Genomic DNA, 17,897 nt, shown 5'->3' on the forward strand with positions numbered 1-17,897 from the left:
AATACTGACAGGCTCGGACTTTCTTCGCTAAAAAAAGCCCGCTATATATAAGCGGGCTTGTGTGGGATCTTAATTATTACTTTCTATATCTAATAGCTTCTTATAGTTAAGCGTTATCCACTAGTAACAGAGGTACCAGCGAGCACTATGGGATCCAGAATTAATTGCTGTTGCTTCTGGAGTTCCGTTCTCGATATGAATGTATCTGTCGGCAAAGTAGCGGTTACGGAGCTTGAAATAATTTCCGTAATCTTCAAGTATCCATTGAGCTGAATGCCAGCCAGTTTGGTACGCACTTGCTTCTAATTTACCGGTAGTTGGATTTAGAACTAGGTCTTCTAGATGAAGTGCTGTGCCAGGTTGGTATCGATTCTGGATAATATAGTAAGTCTGTCCATTATCTATAACCTGAATGAAGTTCCACTGAGCGCTATGCCAACCTAGAATTTCCGATTGATCGTCTTTTGACGTTGCTTTCAAACCGGCTGCTTGTCCGCTGATCGTTTCCGTATTTAAGTACGTGTCCTTTTCGTTGGTCCAAGCGCTTCTAATACGATAGCTACTGGTTAAATCTGTAGTCGGTTTACAGTTACCCACTGGAACACCATTAAGTGCTGCTTCAAGGTCATCTTTCCGATTACTTCCTGGAAAGTCACTGTTCCATATATGCCCGAGTGCGTAGTTCGTCGTGGGGTTAGCACCTAAACCACTGCGTGTACCGTTCATTGCACCGCCGATGCCACCATCGTACGGGAAGTATTTGAACACACCTGGATTGTTTGGATCTTCGTGATATTCATATCTAGGAGCATAGTTATCGAAGAAGCTTACTAAACCAGGGGCTGAAGCACTTAATGCTAAATAGTTCTCCAGTTCAAACCAGCGTGCACGGGTTTCTCGATCAATTATTTGATAGTCCGGTTCGTTAGTTTGTCTATCTGCAAGGCGTTCAGCAGCAACGACAATATCTGTAGCGCCCATGCTGGTAGCTAGATACGTATTTAGCGACTGTCCGGTTACATGTTCGACAACATAACGCAGTAGGAAGTATCCGTTGCTGTTATATGATGCTACCGTTCCGGGAGTTGATGTTGTGTCAAAGCTGTAGAAAACGCTCGCCAAATGTTCACTTGTGAGTTGGTCAGGTTTAATGCCAAATCGAAACGCAACTTCATCTTTCCAGCCTTGTCCGTCTGATCCCACTCCAGTTATTCCACTGCTATGTGTGCGTAAATGTTCAAGGGTGATGTTTTCTACGTTATTTCCCTTTTGCCACCCAGGTACTGCTGTGATATGGGACAAAATACCTGTTGGACCAAATACCAGGGAATCTTTAGTAATGCTTGGGTCGTCGTTTATAAGCTTAACTATTGCAGCGTTGGTGATAAGCTTGTCAACACTGGCCAAACGCATAATTGCATTGGCAGGCATTGCAGTCGTTAGGCCGATATCAGAATAACCGAAGCTCTGGTTTTCAACGGTAAGGCCATCTTTTTGTACTGCGATAGCGCCACCCAATGCGGCTTGTTCAAGTGTGAACTGATAATAGACATCCATCAGGTTCGCCCACTGAGATCCCGATGTAATGATATTTCTTGGGTAGTTTGCAAACGCAGAATTAATACCGATACCAAAATCTGCAGCGACATTACAGCTTTCGCATTTCACTCTTACTGCAAGTACGTTTGTGCCTGCAACCAAGGCGGCTCTTGCATTCGCATTTAGGCCGAGGTAATGATATGCATTGGGCGAGTCTGTGGTTACCGTTGCAAGTACACCATTGATATAAATAGAGGTGGCCTTGGTCCATTTACCCCAGAACATCACGCTGTTTATTTGGTCTGCGGTAAGTGTAAACTCTTTACGCAACCATATATCACTTGCGTTAACCTGAGTATTGACTCCATCTACTGTTGTGTCGACACCAAAACCACCGTTGGCGTTTAGTACCCAGTTAGATGTGTAACCGTATCCTGAATTGGTCCAGGCGTGTGTATTTGTGTCAATTGGGCATGCAGGGTCGTCATTGGTGTAACGCATTCTGTCGCTACCCACCTGACATGGGACGGGCATATCGGTGGCAACGGGGTCAACTAATGTATAGTTCCATGTTTCGTTACCAATAATTCCAGGTTGGACAATCCATTGAGTTGGTGGCGCAACTTCATTGTCTGCCTGAGCACGCGCGCAGCTGGCGTTAACATCTGTAGGTACAGTGGCATTGATCTCAAGTCCAGATACTGTCGCCGTAGATGTTTGAGATGTTGTGTGTGAAGTTAATGCAACCCCCGCGTAGATACTTCCTGTTGGGAAGCTTATCGTTTCGCGCCATCGAATATTCCAGCACATACCGTCATCTGATGAATAGGCTTCTACTGTGTCTCCGTTTTTGATTAATCGAAGCCAAGTTGACGGTGTAACATATCTAGCACGATATGGCGTGGGATTTACCCAGTTGTCATTTCGATAAGGTGTATCCTGCCAAGTGCTTTCAGTCGTTGACGATTTTGAATTTCTATGTTGAAAGGCAGACCCTTGGGTCGGGCGTAACAACATAAATGCATTTTGTGAATTTGCGTCCAAATCGGTTCTTAACATTAAACCTACTTTGGTCCAAGTATCCGCTTCAGTTACTGTTTCTATTTTCGCGATTAGCTCGCCATCACCTGTAAGTGTTCCATAGGTATAGTGGAAAGCATCAGCAGTACCTTCAATATCTGCTCCGGCTGCTGTTATTGTGTAAACATCGTTCGCATAGGATGAGCTTCCAGCGATTACTGTATTACCAATATCTTGAGCGGATATGCCTGTAGGTAACCCACCGCTTGACGTTGAACCGGAACTGGAACTTGAAGACGAACTTGAGCCTCCACCAGAGCATAGGTTTCCGGTAATTGTATTTGGTGTTTCTGCTATACCGCTTCCCCCCAGGCCAACAGTTACCGATTGTCCTGGTTGAATAGTTCCATTCCAGGAAGTATTTTGTACTGTGTATGGATTGCTACCGGATAAAACTCCGTTCCATGCACTATTAATTGCTGCCGTACCTGTATATTCCCATGTTGCACTCCATGAGGTTACAGCGGTGGTTGTGTCGTTTGTGATTACAATTTGTGCGTCAAAACCTGTTCCCCAATCATTTGTAGTGGTGTAAACGCAACTTGCAGAAGCTGCATGTGAAAAAATCATGCTTGCGCATAATGTACATAAAAAAAATAAATTATTTTTAAGTGTCTTCATATAATCTCCGTATTGATTTTTTGCCCGGCATTAAAATTTTTGTAAATCCGTAAATTATTAACTTTAAGGCGATAATAATCTGACAGCTAGAGGCGAATTCGTAAATACGAGTCGATCACATTAGTGATAATCTTGTCGCCCAAAAAAACATATGGATGCTAAAAATAATTTAAATAATTTAAGTTATTTATTTTTTTCTAATATTTAAGAATTTAGGAATGTATAATGAAAAAAAATGCATGGAACTATTTCGGAATTTTTATTTTTTTCAGAAATGCATCTGGAGTTGGATAAAAAATTTCTTCCAATAGTGTTGGAAATATCCATTTTAAAAAATGGTGAATTATTAGGATAGCTAACCTATTGTGATAAAAGTATATGACCCATAGTCACTTAATGCTTGTAGCGACTATGGGGAGGAATTATTTGTTTTTGGGTTTTACTCGGTGAATTCCCACCGCACCTAAGATATATTTCTCGTATACAGGTTCGCTGGTGCCGTGTCTAACCTTGTACAGGAAGTATTTCTCGAAGGCGATTTTTGCCATATGCACCCATTTACCCATCGAAGTCCAGTTAGTGTTACGCGGTGGGTTTTGTGGTAGTGCGACAAATGCGGCGCCTTTGTTTCCCATATCCGCCAGGCAAATAGCGTTCAATGTCGGGCGAGTATGCATTTCTTCGCCGCGTTCTAGGCTGAGAATATTTTCCACAATCGTTGTGGTCATAGACTCAATCATAAAGCCGGTTTTGGGTACACCAACCGGAACCGGGGTTTTTTCCAGCGGTGGAATGGCGACGCATACCCCTGCGGCAAAAATAGAAGGGTAAGTGGGGTTGCGTTGGAACTCATCGGTAATCACAAAGCCACCGGGGTTGCACAGGTCTGGAACGTCTGCAATTGCTTCGGAACCTTTAAACGATGGAATAAACATGGCGAACTCGAATGGCAGCTCGTGAGTATATTCAATTTCAGATTTTCTATTTAATTCCTCAACAAATGCGGTGCCGTCTTCAAACCGATTTACCTGGGCATTACATATCCACTTAATCCCCCGTTCTCTGAATTCGTGTTCCATTAGGGCTTTTGAGTCACCCACACCACCTAAGCCCATATGACCAACATACGGCTCGCTGGTAACGAAAGTAATGGGAATTTGGTCGCGTACTTTTTCTTTGCGTAGGTAATGTTCAAGTGAAAGCACGTATTCGTATGCAGGGCCAAAACAGCTGGCACCCTGCAGTGCACCAACTAGCACCGGGCCGGGATTTTTCAGTAACTTTTTGTAGGCGGCATAAGCTTCTTCAGCATGATGAACTGAGCATACCGAATGGGTATGACCACCATCAGGTCCTGCTCCGGGTACGCGTTCGAAGGCCAAACGAGGTCCAGTACATACAACCAGATAATCGTAGTTGATGGTCTCGCCGTCACCCGTCTGGAGTTGTTGCTTTGGGGCATTTATCTGGCGGACTCCGGTGGAGTTAAAAGCGATGTTATATTTTTTGGTATAGGGGTTGAGGTCGACAACCGTTTGGTCGCGGGTTCTTTCCCCAAAAGCAATCCAGGGGTTGGAAGGGATAAAGTGAAACTCATGATTTTCATTAATGAGCATCACTTCATGTTCTTTGGGTAGTTTTTGGCGTAATTCATATACTACAGAAATTCCTGCCAAACCTGCGCCTATGACGATGGTGCGTTTCATATTGCCTCCGGTTTTGGAATTTAAGGCCGGGGTGTTTCCGGCATGCTGAGGTATCTTAATATAAAATTAGCAGATTCTAATATAATAAAATGGAATAGATGTATATGAATTATTATTAATTGGTAATTAATAGTATAGCAATGACAGAAGCACGAGGTTGAAAAGTTGGGGCGTATAGGAAGATTTATCACTCAAATTTGCATGATTAGTGTGGCGTGGCAGAGGGTAAGTCATTGTCACCAGTAATCATCGTTAATTGGCAAGGGAGCATACGGTAGTGTGGTATTGCGAATATCCATATGTATGATCAGTTTTAGTCTTTTTCAGATATTCCTAACTAGTCTTGCTTAGTGCAAGCAGTTTTGTTGCTTGAGAATTCTTTGTTGCCAATAAGTTCTTTGGTGGGTGTCTCAACTTTTGATACCTTTTTGCTCGTTTGTAGCTTCTGCCGTAGATTGATTAAAAAACTATTTGATGTTTATACATAGCGCAAACATTTTTTTGCGTTACGGATTAGAAGAGTTAAGTACTACAGCTTAGTACCCAGATTGTTGGTATAAACAGCAAGGTTGTGTTGGTTTTGTTTTTGGTACGTTTAATGGTGGCTCCCTGTTTTCTCTACAAGGCGGATATAGGAGTTCATTTCTGTAATAGGAAATGTGCCATATTGCGAAGGCCATGATGGTAAATATGCCAGGCTAAAGGTATATTTATAGGCTTGTAACCTGTTGATTTTTCGAGAATCCTTTTATGAGTCAAATGGGCATTGAATATAAATTGTTCCTCAGTTTTGCTCTCTTGTTGGCAGTCTGGGTAGTTCGCAAGTTTGCTCTCCGGCAATTGAGTAAGATGGCCGTTGACGATGAGAGCCTTCGGCTACGCTGGGTAAACAGTGCAAAGAATGCAATTAATCTGCTTATTTTTATTGGTTTGATCAGTATATGGCTTTCCGAGCTGCAATTTGTTGCACTTTCTATCGCTACCTTTGTGGTCGCATTTGTTATTGCCACCAGGGAAATTCTCCAATGTTTTGTTGGTACTTTATATCAAGTTGGTACACGTTCTTTTTCCGTGGGGGACTGGATTAAAGCAGGCACTTTCTATGGGGAAGTTATTCGCAGCGACTGGTTGGGTACCAAAATTCTTGAAGTCGATATAGAAGGTGGAACATATAGTTACACGGGTAAGACAATCTACTTACCTAATAGCCTATTCGTTACTAATCCTATTCAAAATCTTAGTTACATGCGTCGCTATGTCTCTCACAGCTTTACCATAGTGAGAGAGCCCGATAACGTAAATGTTTTTTCAATAAAGGATGAGATTCTCAGAAAAGCCAATGAGTACTGTGCCGCCTTTTCGGTTGTTGCTGAAAGATACAATGGATTAATGGCAAGAAGGTTGGATGTTCCGCTTTCCGGCCCAGAAACCAGTGTCCGCATTTCAACCAATAATTTAGGCAAAAATCAATTCATGATATCGATTTTTTGTCCCACCCATGAGGCATTGAATTTAGAGCAAAAATTAACGGAAGATTTTATGAGAGCTTGGTATAAGGAAGCTGAAAAATTCAAATCTAATAAAGAGCTGTAACATGAAAAACTCGAAGTTATTCGAAGATCAAAACTCGATAATAAAGGGCTGTTTAGTAGCTGCTGAATACTTGATTTTGGCACATTTATCTATCTAGCTTCGATTTAAGTAATGATTCAAAACTTTGGGGGGTATCCTAAGTTGGGAGTTTACAAAAAAAGGGAGTATTTTTTCGGAATGGCGGACGGTTCAACAGGAACTACAAATCAATATAAAAATAGTCTAGATCATTTCTACATGCCTGGATAAACTGGCCAGTAGGATCTTCTGAGAAGAAGATTTTAAGAATGATTCTTATCTCTGTTCTGTTGAGTGTTGCTTATACTTCTGATTTACATTTAAAAACTAGTCAATATTAAGGATATTATATGAGTAAGTTTGAACAAATGTGGAATAATTTCCCCAAAAAAGAAGTGATAAAGGTGGCTTGTACTAACAAGCAAAAAGATAGCAATAAACCGTTTAGTGATTACTGTGCCATTATGTTAAGTGAGTGTTTTATTCGATCTGGTATAAGTATTAGTGCTTTTAAGGCGAAAAGGTGTTGGTCTCATAAAGGGGAAAAACATATTTTATTGGCGGAAGAACTAGCCAATGCGCTAAATACCAGTCGCCCCGCGAGTTTCCAACCGATGAAAAAAATTTCTCCGAGCGAATTTCAAAGTGAAATATCTGGGAAAACAGGGGTTATTTTTTTTAAGGATTACTGGTCTCGGGGTAAGGAGTCATTTGAATCTAGAAGCGGGGATCATATTGATTTATGGAATAAGGACAAAATCACAAGCAGTGGCATGGTTATGAGATCTATTTATGAATTTTTTGGTGTGGTTTCTGATCTCAATAAAAGCAAAGAAGTATGGTTTTGGGAGGTAAAATAGAGATTATGAAGATAAAAAGTATTTTTTTTAATGCGCTATTTATTGTTTTAAATTCTGGTTTTAACATAGCTGTATTTTTAGTTTCTTATAAATACTTGACCTTTCCTTATCTTTATGAAGAGCAAAGAATGGATAATGCACCTTTGATCTTTATTTATGTCGTCCCTGCGTTCTTCTTGGTCTCTTTTTTTATGTTTTCTTTTCTTATGTACAGGAATAGAGCACGGTAGATATATTGTTGTAGAGAGACTTATATTATTGAATTGTTTATGGATGGAATGGTTGGATAGACCTCGATCCTATCTATAGGCTAGGTTAAAAAGTAAACTGAGTAATAAAATGCCAATCTTTGATATTATAGAAGGTAAGCTTACTGCCGTTGAGCAGAGAAATTTTTCTCTGGAAAAAGATTTACAGTCTTTGATTGAGAGAAATCTCGAAACAGTCTTTAATTGTCGGTTTATTGCTAGTGAATTTTCAACCGGTTCTCAGCATGCTGGAAGAATTGATAGTTTAGCTCTATCTGAAGAAGATAATCCAGTAATTATCGAATATAAAAAAGTTGAATCGTCAGAACTTATTAACCAAAGTCTCTTCTATTTGCATTGGATCTATGACCATAAAGGTGATTTCGAGATTGCTGTTCAGAAAGCTTTAGGTAGTGATATTCGAGTGGATTGGTCGGATGTTAGAGTTATTTGTATCGCCCCAAACTATAAAAAGTATGATTTGCATGCAGTGCAGGTGATGGGAGCAAATATTGAGCTTTGGAAATATCGATTATTTGCCAATGATTCTCTTTATCTTGAAGAGGTTTTTCATACATCTAAGACAACTAACGTCTCTCTCTCTACAAGATCCAATGATGGTGGATATAAAAATCCTGTGATGGTTGAAGCAGGTAAAAAAGCTGCGTTAACTCGTGCTACTGCTACATATACCTTCGAGGAGAGGTTGGAGGGGAAAAGTCAGGAGATACAAGAATTGACGATGGTTGTTCGTGAATTTATTCTAGGATTAGATGAGTCCGTTGAAGAAGTGCCTAAAAAACACTATGTTGCTTATAAAGTTTCTCAAAATATCGCCTGTATGGAAGTTCAAGGTAGGAACATAAAATTATTTTTAAAGTTAAATCCGTCTGATATTCCTCTTAATACAAAGAACTATCGTGATGTAACTTCGATCGGTCATTTTGGAACAGGTGATGTCGAGTTTACAATATCGTCAGAAGAAGAATTTGAAGTGGCGAAACAGTATATAGTAATGGCATACAACCGATTTGGTGGTTAGTGATTATAGAAGTTACAAGTAACTAATAGTGGCCTGTAACGGTAGATTCTCCAGGCTTACTCTGGAGGAAATCTACCGTTAATTCCTAGTTTATCAATCTACCGTTAACACTTCCGACTGCACCCACAGCGTCGACATACGAGTCTGATCCTTCAGGGTCAGATTACGTAATTGATATGGGGCCGAGATACCACTCTCTGATAATATTTCCTCGTCAACAGTTAAGGTGATGGTGTCACTTGCATCTAACCACTTGGCGGCCATTACCTGAATCGCCGATTCTGACTCGGCTCCGGTAACCATAACACTGGCTTCATAACGACCTGGCGTATAGGTTTCAACTTGTAATTCAACCTTGAACGAGTTGGAGTCTGATATTTTGTGAATATTTACATCCGAGTTATAGCGTGCGGTTTTTGCGGAAAGTGCAAACGCTAAACGGCCGTCACGACGGACAAGAGTAGCACCGTCCTGATATTCAACCGAAGTTTGCAATTCCCACAACCCCGGCGCTGCGCTACCAGCTTGCGTAGTATCTGCTTTTAATCGTATCGCACCGTCTTTTTGTGTCAGTTCAACCGGATAACGTTTTCCTTCTGGAGAAACCAAGTTGCCGTTCATGTAGTTCAAGTTAGCTTCGCTGGAGAGACCTTCGAGCTGTAGGTTGATATCCAGCTCTTCACCTTGCAGTACTTCCGGTTTTTTGGTTGCCATAACCAAAACTTTATTGCTGTTCTTTTCCTGAACGTGAACAAAGTATTGTTTGTCTGAAACGGTTGACTTAGAGCGAATTGTAACGGGCTCTGGCTTAAAGCTCGATTTCATCTGCATGGCGGATGTGGATTTATCCGTAGCAATACCAGCAGCTTGTAGTTCTTCACCACTAACAAATATTTCAAATGCCTGATCGCCTTTGGTGACGATACCACCTTGTTCTATCTCAATTGTTTCCATTGCTATCGGTTTTTCACCTTTGGCGGAAGATTTAGGTTGGATTCGAATTAAGGCGCTCTTGGATGTTACCGGCAGGCTGATGCCTTTATTGAGTTCACTACCTGAAACCGATAACTTGAAAGCTCGGCTTTGTTCTTCGTAGCCTGTCGGTTGCGTTTGTATTTCGGACCGGTTATCAACAACGTAGCTGAAGCTTACGGATTCCTTGTTGGTATTTATATTGGCAAGGTTGCTTTGGCTGAAATCGGGTTGAACCACTTCATCTGTAGTGATGTCGTTTTCAGTGGGCGCAGCCAATTGTGTTTGAATCACTTTCTCTTGTGAGGTTGTTGATGTTTCTGCGGATGTAGTGGTGGCGTTATCGCCTCCACTACAGGAGGTGAGTACAGCTGTAACGCAACTAATGAGAATCGCCGAATACATATTTTTCATTTTGCTGTTATTCCGTGAATTAGTAAAATAGGTTTTAGTTAAATTTTTCATTTAGTTTCCCCTATCAAATATCGTTTCGCAGAATAACGTCGAGATCAAAGCACTTACGTCGACTTTGGTTATGGCTGAGGGGTTCTTTACCCTTAGTTCTATCTTTGTCTTTAAACCATGTATAACCTGCGGCCTGTTGGCTGGAGCAGTTTAAGAATCCGTCGGAGCAACTATCCAACCAGGCCTGAGTAATTTCCAGCCCCAGGTTTTCTGTGTAGCCGCCACAGTAGCTGTCGGCATCCCATATTGCTGTTTCTACATCGGTTCCCACAACACTATAAAATGGTTTTGGTAGGGCGGGTCTGTCACTCGTGCCGTATAACCATTGAGAGTTGTAGTTCGCCATCCAGGATGTTTGTTGCATTCTTACAGCGTCGGATTCGAAGCCAAGTAACCAGCCTACGGACTGTTCAAACCCGTTACCGTTCATTACTGCGTTGGCCAAAGGTGTGCCAGCGCTGGATGGTGCTAGAGCGTTAACCCAACGAATGGCTGAAATAATCGTTGGATAACGGCTATCCCAGGTTGGGTTAGACATAATCCAGCGCATCATATTGCCGCCATTTGAGTGAGTAATAACCACCAGGTCATCAATATTTTTACTGGTAATAAAATTGGATAACTGATCTGCCAGACACCCCGCTGCCTGAGCGTGCCACATGTATTGGTTAAAATCACAATTGATTACAGTGTACATACTTTGATTGGGTAATCCCTGTCTAACTGAATTGACAAAATCGGACTTCCAATAGTCATTTAATGCATCTGTTTGCTGACCAGTGCCATGCACAAAGGCTACGCCTGTAACGGCATATGCTGATTGATAAATAAAAAAACAAATGACCAGAGCGATTAGCTTTTTCATTTTTTCCTCGTGATATGAATAAGTTGGGGGTCAATTTTGACTTGGTAATAATTTAAGGAGTATTAATTTGCGAAATTTTTTAATGTTTGCAATTGAGGTGGTCGTAGAAAATTTCTTTTTGTCCTCCTATAAAACCACATGCGTGTTTGTTACATATTTATATTCCTTTTCCTTGTTGGGATAATGCATTTTTAATTTTTGATGTAGGTATGCGTTGTTTAAGTCTTTCCGTCTTGTTGTTTTTTCGATCTTTATTATTAAGTTTTTCTAAATTAATAATCTGTTATTAACTGGAAGTGGTGTGCGTTATTTTTTGATCTGATTTGTTTGTCTATCAGAAAGATAATTATTTCGATTAAGTTAAATTAAAAGAGGAATTAAGTGCGTTGATACTGTTTTGTTTTTTTAGGTTTTTAAAAGCAAACAGATTCTTATGGTTATTTTGAGAGGATTGTATCAGGCCTATTTTATTTGTTGTTTTTGTGCTTTTTTGTTGCCAACGAGTTAAATCTTTTTTTGGTTGATACCTATAAAATATCTATTGGTTGGAAAAATAAAAATAATTAATCTTCCCGCTTTGGGAGGTGGAGAAAATATGAAAAACAATAATATGTTTCAAGCAAAAAAAAGATTAAGAGGCGCTTGTTTAGTATTGGCCGCTTTTTCTCTTGTAAATGGTTCATCTGCTGAAGATTTGTTTGTTGCTAACGCAGAGGTAGGGAATCAAACCAATACGTCTATCAGCGCCGATAAAAATCTTGGTTATGTGCCGGGCGAGTATATTGTTACCCTAAAAGAGGGGGTTGATCCAGAGGCTGTTTTATTGCCGAAAGTTGTTCAAGCGAAATCCGCTAGACAGCTATCCCCGGCTAATTCAGTATCTGATATCGAATTTGACCCAATTGTCAGCAAGCAGGCTGTTTTAAGAAAAGCAAAAAAGACTGTATTGCAATCACGACTTCGTTCCAGCAGTGCACCTACCGATGCGCAGTTGTTGCAGGACGCCTATAGAAAAATGAATGGTTTTGGTAAAAAACTCTACCGAACCTATCGTTTGAAGAACTATCAAGGAGATTTGCAACAGTTAAAAAATCATGCAGATATTGAGTCGGTTGAACCCAATATTATCTATACCACGTTCTATCAACCTCAAGACCCTTATTACGCTCAACAATGGGCACACCAGAATACCAGCATAGAGCAGGCATGGGATATTAATCCGGGTAGTAGTGAAACTATTGTTGCGGTGATTGATACCGGTGTCGACTATGCGCATGAAGATTTACAAAACAATATCTGGCGAGACCTTACCGGAGTGCCGGGAAAAGATTTCGTTAATATCGATACGGCAGCATATGTGAGTCAGGGTTATGAACTGATTGCCGATGAGGATTATTCTCTGGAGGATGATGATCCGTCTGATATTAATGGTCACGGAACCCATGTTTCCGGAATTATTGCCGCTGTAAATAATAATCTTGGTGTAGTTGGTGTAAACCCCAACGCCAAAATTATGCCTTTACGTGCAGGTTTCTCGTTGATGCGAGGAGGGCAGGAGTATGGTTTATTAGACAGTGCTGCGATTATTAAAGCCATCAATTATGCGGTTGATAATGGTGCCGATGTAATTAATATGAGTTTTGGTTCGTCTCAATTTTCTTCGGCTACGGAACTGGCTTTGAATAATGCCTATGCTCAAGGTGTCACACTTGTTGGTGGTGCAGGTAATAGCGCTGTAGATAGTGTGTTTTATCCCGCAGGTTATGACAACGTTATTGCTGTCAGCAGTATTGATAGTGCCAGTAAACGCTCCTGGTTTTCTAACTATGGTGACTGGGTAGACGTAGCCGCACCTGGCAGTAGTATTCTATCCACTATCCCTCTTGCCAAAAGTGATGCTGCTACACCGGGTTATGCCGTTTTAAGTGGTACTTCCATGGCATCGCCCTATGTGGCTGGTGTGGCTAGTTTAATTTTGTCACACAATGCAAATGCGACTCCTGAAAAAGTAAAATACATTTTGACGTCGGCAACTAACCAGCCAAATAGCAGTACGGACAAAATTATTGGTTCGGGTGTAACAAACGTCGCCGAAGCGTTGCAAATCAGTTTGAATGCACAACTACCTTCAGCAGTAATTACATCTCCTGAGTTTAATGCGTTGTTAATGGATGATGTGATTGATGTGTTTGGCACTATTGGCGGTAACTACACCCTCGAAATTGCGGACACGCCTTATGCAACTCAGTGGACGTTATTACAATCTGGCGTAAATCCCGCAAACAATCTAGTTGGACAAATTACGTCAACTACAAATATTACACGGGGCGATGTGAAGTATCTTCGCTTAACAGATACGGTGTCAGGTGTTACCCATTCAGATTTATTACAATTGCGTTTGTTTGATAAAAGCCCTGGTTGGCCACAAAACACGTTTGGCCATCATATGGGGTCACCCAATACGTTTGACTTGGACAACGATGGCTCTAAAGAAATTGTGGTTGGAGTGAGCTATGGTGTGGAGAGCGGAACTCTATTTGTTTTCAATCACGATGGCAGTTTACGTTGGTCTAAAAGCATTGCCAACAGATTGGTGGGAAGCCCCGCAATCGCGGATATCGATCTGGATGGCGTAGCAGAAATCGCGGTGAGCGGTTGGGGTGGTGTGTATGTGTATAATGCCGACGGCTCTAATCAAGAGGGTAGCTGGCCTAAACTGTTTTATACCCACCGCGATCCGGTCATGACGGATTTGGATAACGATGGCGATATGGAAATTGTGATTCCAACCGCTGATGGTCCACTGCCTAATTTCAAAGATCTTACTAAAGTACAAGCTTTTCATCACGATGGTACATCTTTAACTGGTTGGCCAATTGCTGCATCTAATGCTGCAACTGTTGCCAGTGCTGATTTTGATGGTGATGGCTTTAAAGAAGTGGCATTTGGTACCTATGGAAAAACCTCCGGTGCTTATGGAACAGAGACTACACCGTTTTATCTAGTGAAGTATACGGGGGAAAGCTTTTCTCCTGCATGGCCAAGATCTGTTACCGGTTGGGTCGAAGCGCCGCCCGTCATTGGCGATATGGATCTGGATGGTGAGTTGGAAATAGCCACGATTACTGCATCACATGTTTATGCGTTAAATCCAGACGGTTCTGATTTATCTGCAAATTGGCCGATAGCGATGAATATCAACTATTGGACCGTTCACCAACCGCCTGTGTTGGCTGATATTGATCGTGACAATGATTTGGAATTATTGTTTACCAGCGGTTTAGCTAACGGTGTCAAAAAACCGTTGATTCATTTATATCACCACGATGCAACACCGGTAAATGGTTGGCCTGTTGCCGCAACACAAATTGCTGACAATGGATATAACAGCATCCACCCTGTGGTGGCGGATATCGATAGTGATAATGAAGTGGATGTAGTTATTCGGACGAACCAGAATATTGTCGTGTTTTCTCCAACAGGTGTCGCTAAAACTGCGCTTGGGCAATTCCAAAGTAATGGCCTTGGTATTGGCGGTAGCAGTCCGTTTCCAATCGCGACAGATTTAAATAGTGACAATCAAATTGAGCTTTTGGTTATTTCTAATAGCGACACGATTAATTTGTATCAATACGGTTTATACAACGAAGACAATGTAGAGTGGTCGATGTTTCAGGGTGACTCTGCTAACTCGGGTGTAAATCTCAAAAAGGTCGGGCCAATCGGGCAGCAAACCTTGAATGGTTCACTCTTCGGTTTGAATAGAGTGTTGTGGGATGGCAGCGCAACCCAGCAGGGTGGTATAACCCGTGTGGGTGGTCACTTTAGGCGAGAGGAAGCAAATGCCTACGATTATGAGACCTTGATTCAGTTTGATGTTTCTGGCTTGGCTGGTACGGTTGTGGATGCGACCCTGCGTTTTCATGTTGTGGGTGGACAATTAGGTGTGACAGAGCAGGTTACGCTATTCAATCAGGATAAAGCCGATTGGTTGCCCGGTACGGTTAACTACGATTTTTTCTGCGTTTCAACCGAGAGCTGTCCCTCGTGGCAGAGTGCATTAGGCTCGGTTACCTTGTCGAGTAGTGAAGCACAGTGGGTGGAAATCAATAGTGTTGAACTGATGAATGCCATTCGTCATTGGCAACAAAACCCCGCTGACAATCGTGGTTTGGTTCTGGCTGGTGATTTTTATGCCTGGGAGCGATTTATCGAGTTGGATTCTGTGGAGTTAGTGGTTAAGTACGCTGAGTAGTTAGCTTTAATACTTCAGATAGTTACAAAATAAATCAGAAGTAATGAACTCGACCGTCGACAGCAGGGATGCTGGCGACGAGCCAACAGGGATGTTTTTACGGCGTGTCGATGAGTTACTTCTGGTTTGAATTCAAAAGTTTTGTTTCGCGGTTCATTAATCTTGTGACAAAAAAAAGCGGAGCAAGCTCCGCCTTATCACAACAAACAATTTAATGGCTTTACAAATCAAAACGATCCAATTGCATTACCTTCGTCCAGGCAGCAACAAAGTCGTTCACAAACTTCTGTTCACCGTCATTCGCTGCATACACTTCAGCAACTGCACGTAATTCTGCGTGAGAGCCGAAGATGAGATCCACAGGGGTTGCAGTCCACTTCATTGTATTACTGGAACGGTCACGACCTTCGTAAATTCCTTCAGCTTTCTCGGATTTACTCCACTTAGTTGACATGTCCAACAAGTTAACAAAGAAATCATTGTTGAGCGTTCCTGGACGATCAGTAAAGACACCATGCTTAGAACCATCTGCGTTAGCGTTAAGTGCACGCATACCGCCAACTAATACCGTCATTTCAGGTACCGACAGTGTCAGCATATCTGCACGGTCTACTAACATATCTGCTGGAGAACGATAATTACTTTTACTGAAGTAGTTGCGGAAGCCATCGGCTTTCGGTTCCAGCACAGCAAAAGAGTCAACATCCGTCATTGCTTGTGTCGCATCAGCACGGCCAGGTACGAAAGGCACTTCAACTTTATGACCTGCTTTAGCCGCGGCCTGTTCAACACCGACAGTGCCTGCCAAAACGATTAAGTCAGCCATAGACACTTGTTTCTTTCCGGATTTTTCATTGAACTCCTGCTGAATTGCACTGAGTTTGTTTAATACCTTTTTAAGTTCTTGTGGGTTATTTACATCCCAATTAATTTGTGGCTCAAGACGAATCCGTCCGCCGTTTGCACCACCACGCATATCTGTGCCGCGGAAGCTCGCTGCGGAAGCCCAGGCAGTACGAACCATTTCTGGTACGGTTAAACCGGAGTCCTGAATTTTTGCCTTAAGCTTTTTCACATCACGATCATTAATTTGTTTATAGGTTATTTCGGGAATAGGGTCTTGCCAGATTAAATCCTCATTGGGTACTTCAGAACCTAAATAGCGCGCGCGTGGCCCCATATCCCGGTGAGTTAGCTTGAACCAGGCTTTAGCAAAAGCGAGTTCAAATTCTTTGGGGTTATCCAAAAATCGCTTGGATATTTCGCGGTAACTTGGATCAAATTTTAAAGCCAAGTCTGTGGTCAGCATGATTGGCGCATGACGTTTGTTCGGATCATGGGCATCGGGAACAAGATTCGCAGCCTGGTTATCTGCTGGAATCCACTGGGTTGCGCCAGCAGGGCTTTTGGTTTTTACCCACTCAAAAGCAAACAGGTTTTGCAAGAAGTTATGTGTCCATTGTGCAGGGCTGACTGTCCATGCACCTTCAAGGCCACTGGTAACCGTGTCTGCACCATTGCCCGTACCGCATTTATTTTTCCAGCCCAAGCCTTGCTCTTCGATACCCGCGGCGGCAGGTTCAGGGTCGAGACATTCTTCAGGTTTGTGGGCGCCGTGAGTTTTACCGAAGGTATGTCCGCCGGCAATTAAGGCAACGGTTTCTTCATCGTTCATCGCCATACGGCCGAACGTGACGCGAATATCATGTGCTGCAAGAAGAGGGTCCGGGTTGCCGTTAGGGCCTTCAGGGTTAACATATATTAAACCCATTTGAACTGCAGCAAGCGGGTTTTCCAGCTTTCGGTTTTTACCGTGACGCTTATCATCCAAAAATACTTTTTCCGATCCCCAGTAAACCAGGTCCGCTTCCCAGTCGTCTTGGCGTCCACCGGCAAAACCAAAGGTCTTAAAGCCCATAGATTCCAGTGCAACATTGCCGGTTAATACCATTAAATCGGCCCAGGAAATCTTTTTGCCGTATTTTTGTTTAATCGGCCATAGCAAACGTCTGGCTTTGTCCAGGTTGGCGTTATCCGGCCAACTATTTAATGGGTCAAATCGCTGTTGACCTCCTGCCGCACCACCACGCCCGTCGGCAACACGATAAACACCCGCGCTATGCCATGCCATGCGGATAAAGAATGGGCCGTAGTGACCATAATCTGCAGGCCACCAATCCTGTGATTCGGTCATCAGTTGTTCGATGTCTTTTTTTACTGCATTTAAGTCGAGAGTTTTGAATTCTTCGGCGTAGTTATATCTATCGCCCATGGGATTGGATTCGTCTGCATGTTGACGAAGAGGTTTGAGATCAAGCTGGTCTGGCCACCAGAATGTGTTGGGTTTTGCCATGCCTTCTGCGGCTGCGTTGCCTGACATAAGAAGCCAGGGTACGACTACCGCCACCATGGCGAAGAGGGGCATTGTTCTTTTCATCATCGAGTTTACTCCTGTTTGATTATTTAATAATGCACTGGTAATCAAGTATAGGATTGGGTTTCGAATAGCGTACATTTGATAAAATCGATGCACGTAATAGATTTTTATAAATGGTAAAAGCTACCTAGGTGATAATTGTGAAGTGATTAATGGAAGTATTCTAAAAACGGCGCTCGTTGATTGCTAAAAGAAA

9 protein-coding genes are annotated in these 17,897 nt (G+C 42.2%); 4 read left to right on the top strand and 5 right to left on the bottom strand.

The genetic code is table 11. The annotated features are described in order from the left end of the window. Positions 1-120: 120 nt before the first annotated feature. Both P5V12_RS05640 and P5V12_RS05645 read right to left on the bottom strand, forming a co-directional pair. Positions 121-3,240 (bottom strand): cellulose binding domain-containing protein, encoded by a 3,120-nt coding sequence (locus P5V12_RS05640; protein WP_316956341.1) that lies wholly within the window; start codon positions 3,238-3,240, stop codon positions 121-123. A 422-nt stretch (positions 3,241-3,662) separates the two neighbouring features. Beyond that, on the bottom strand, positions 3,663-4,946 hold the full coding sequence (locus tag P5V12_RS05645) for an FAD/NAD(P)-binding oxidoreductase (RefSeq protein WP_316956343.1): 1,284 nt from the start codon (positions 4,944-4,946) through the stop codon (positions 3,663-3,665). Between the two features lie 759 nt (positions 4,947-5,705). On the opposite strand from P5V12_RS05645, the gene P5V12_RS05650 reads away from it, so the two are divergent. From P5V12_RS05650 to P5V12_RS05660, 3 genes are all read left to right on the top strand, one after another. Continuing rightward, positions 5,706-6,539 carry a mechanosensitive ion channel family protein gene (locus P5V12_RS05650; RefSeq protein WP_316956345.1) on the top strand — a complete coding sequence of 278 codons (834 nt, stop codon included), beginning with the start codon at positions 5,706-5,708 and terminating at the stop codon, positions 6,537-6,539. 368 nt (positions 6,540-6,907) lie between these two features. Continuing rightward, positions 6,908-7,417 (top strand): type VI secretion system amidase effector protein Tae4, encoded by a 510-nt coding sequence (locus P5V12_RS05655; RefSeq protein WP_316956347.1) that lies wholly within the window; start codon positions 6,908-6,910, stop codon positions 7,415-7,417. 339 nt (positions 7,418-7,756) lie between these two features. Beyond that, the gene (locus P5V12_RS05660; RefSeq protein WP_316956349.1) at positions 7,757-8,707 is read left to right on the top strand and encodes a DUF5655 domain-containing protein; all 951 of its coding nucleotides are present in this window, start codon (positions 7,757-7,759) and stop codon (positions 8,705-8,707) included. Between the two features lie 93 nt (positions 8,708-8,800). Here the strand turns inward: P5V12_RS05660 and P5V12_RS05665 are convergent, their stop codons facing one another. Continuing rightward, complete coding sequence (locus P5V12_RS05665) at positions 8,801-10,144, bottom strand: DUF4785 domain-containing protein (protein ID WP_316956350.1); 1,344 nt, start codon at positions 10,142-10,144, stop codon at positions 8,801-8,803. A gap of 13 nt (positions 10,145-10,157) precedes the next feature. Then, positions 10,158-11,009: a hypothetical protein gene (locus tag P5V12_RS05670; protein WP_316956352.1), complete on the bottom strand. Its 852-nt coding sequence runs from the start codon at positions 11,007-11,009 to the stop codon at positions 10,158-10,160. A 595-nt stretch (positions 11,010-11,604) separates the two neighbouring features. Between P5V12_RS05670 and P5V12_RS05675 the strand changes: the two genes are divergently transcribed. Continuing rightward, positions 11,605-15,264, top strand: coding sequence for a S8 family serine peptidase (locus P5V12_RS05675; RefSeq protein WP_316956354.1), 3,660 nt, complete (start codon positions 11,605-11,607; stop codon positions 15,262-15,264). Between the two features lie 220 nt (positions 15,265-15,484). Here P5V12_RS05675 and katG read toward each other — a convergent pair whose 3' ends face one another. After that, the gene (gene katG / locus P5V12_RS05680; protein WP_316956356.1) at positions 15,485-17,704 is read right to left on the bottom strand and encodes a catalase/peroxidase HPI; all 2,220 of its coding nucleotides are present in this window, start codon (positions 17,702-17,704) and stop codon (positions 15,485-15,487) included. Positions 17,705-17,897 lie beyond the last annotated feature (193 nt).

Source organism: Teredinibacter sp. KSP-S5-2 (assembly GCF_032773895.1).
Classification (GTDB): Bacteria; Pseudomonadota; Gammaproteobacteria; order Pseudomonadales; family Cellvibrionaceae.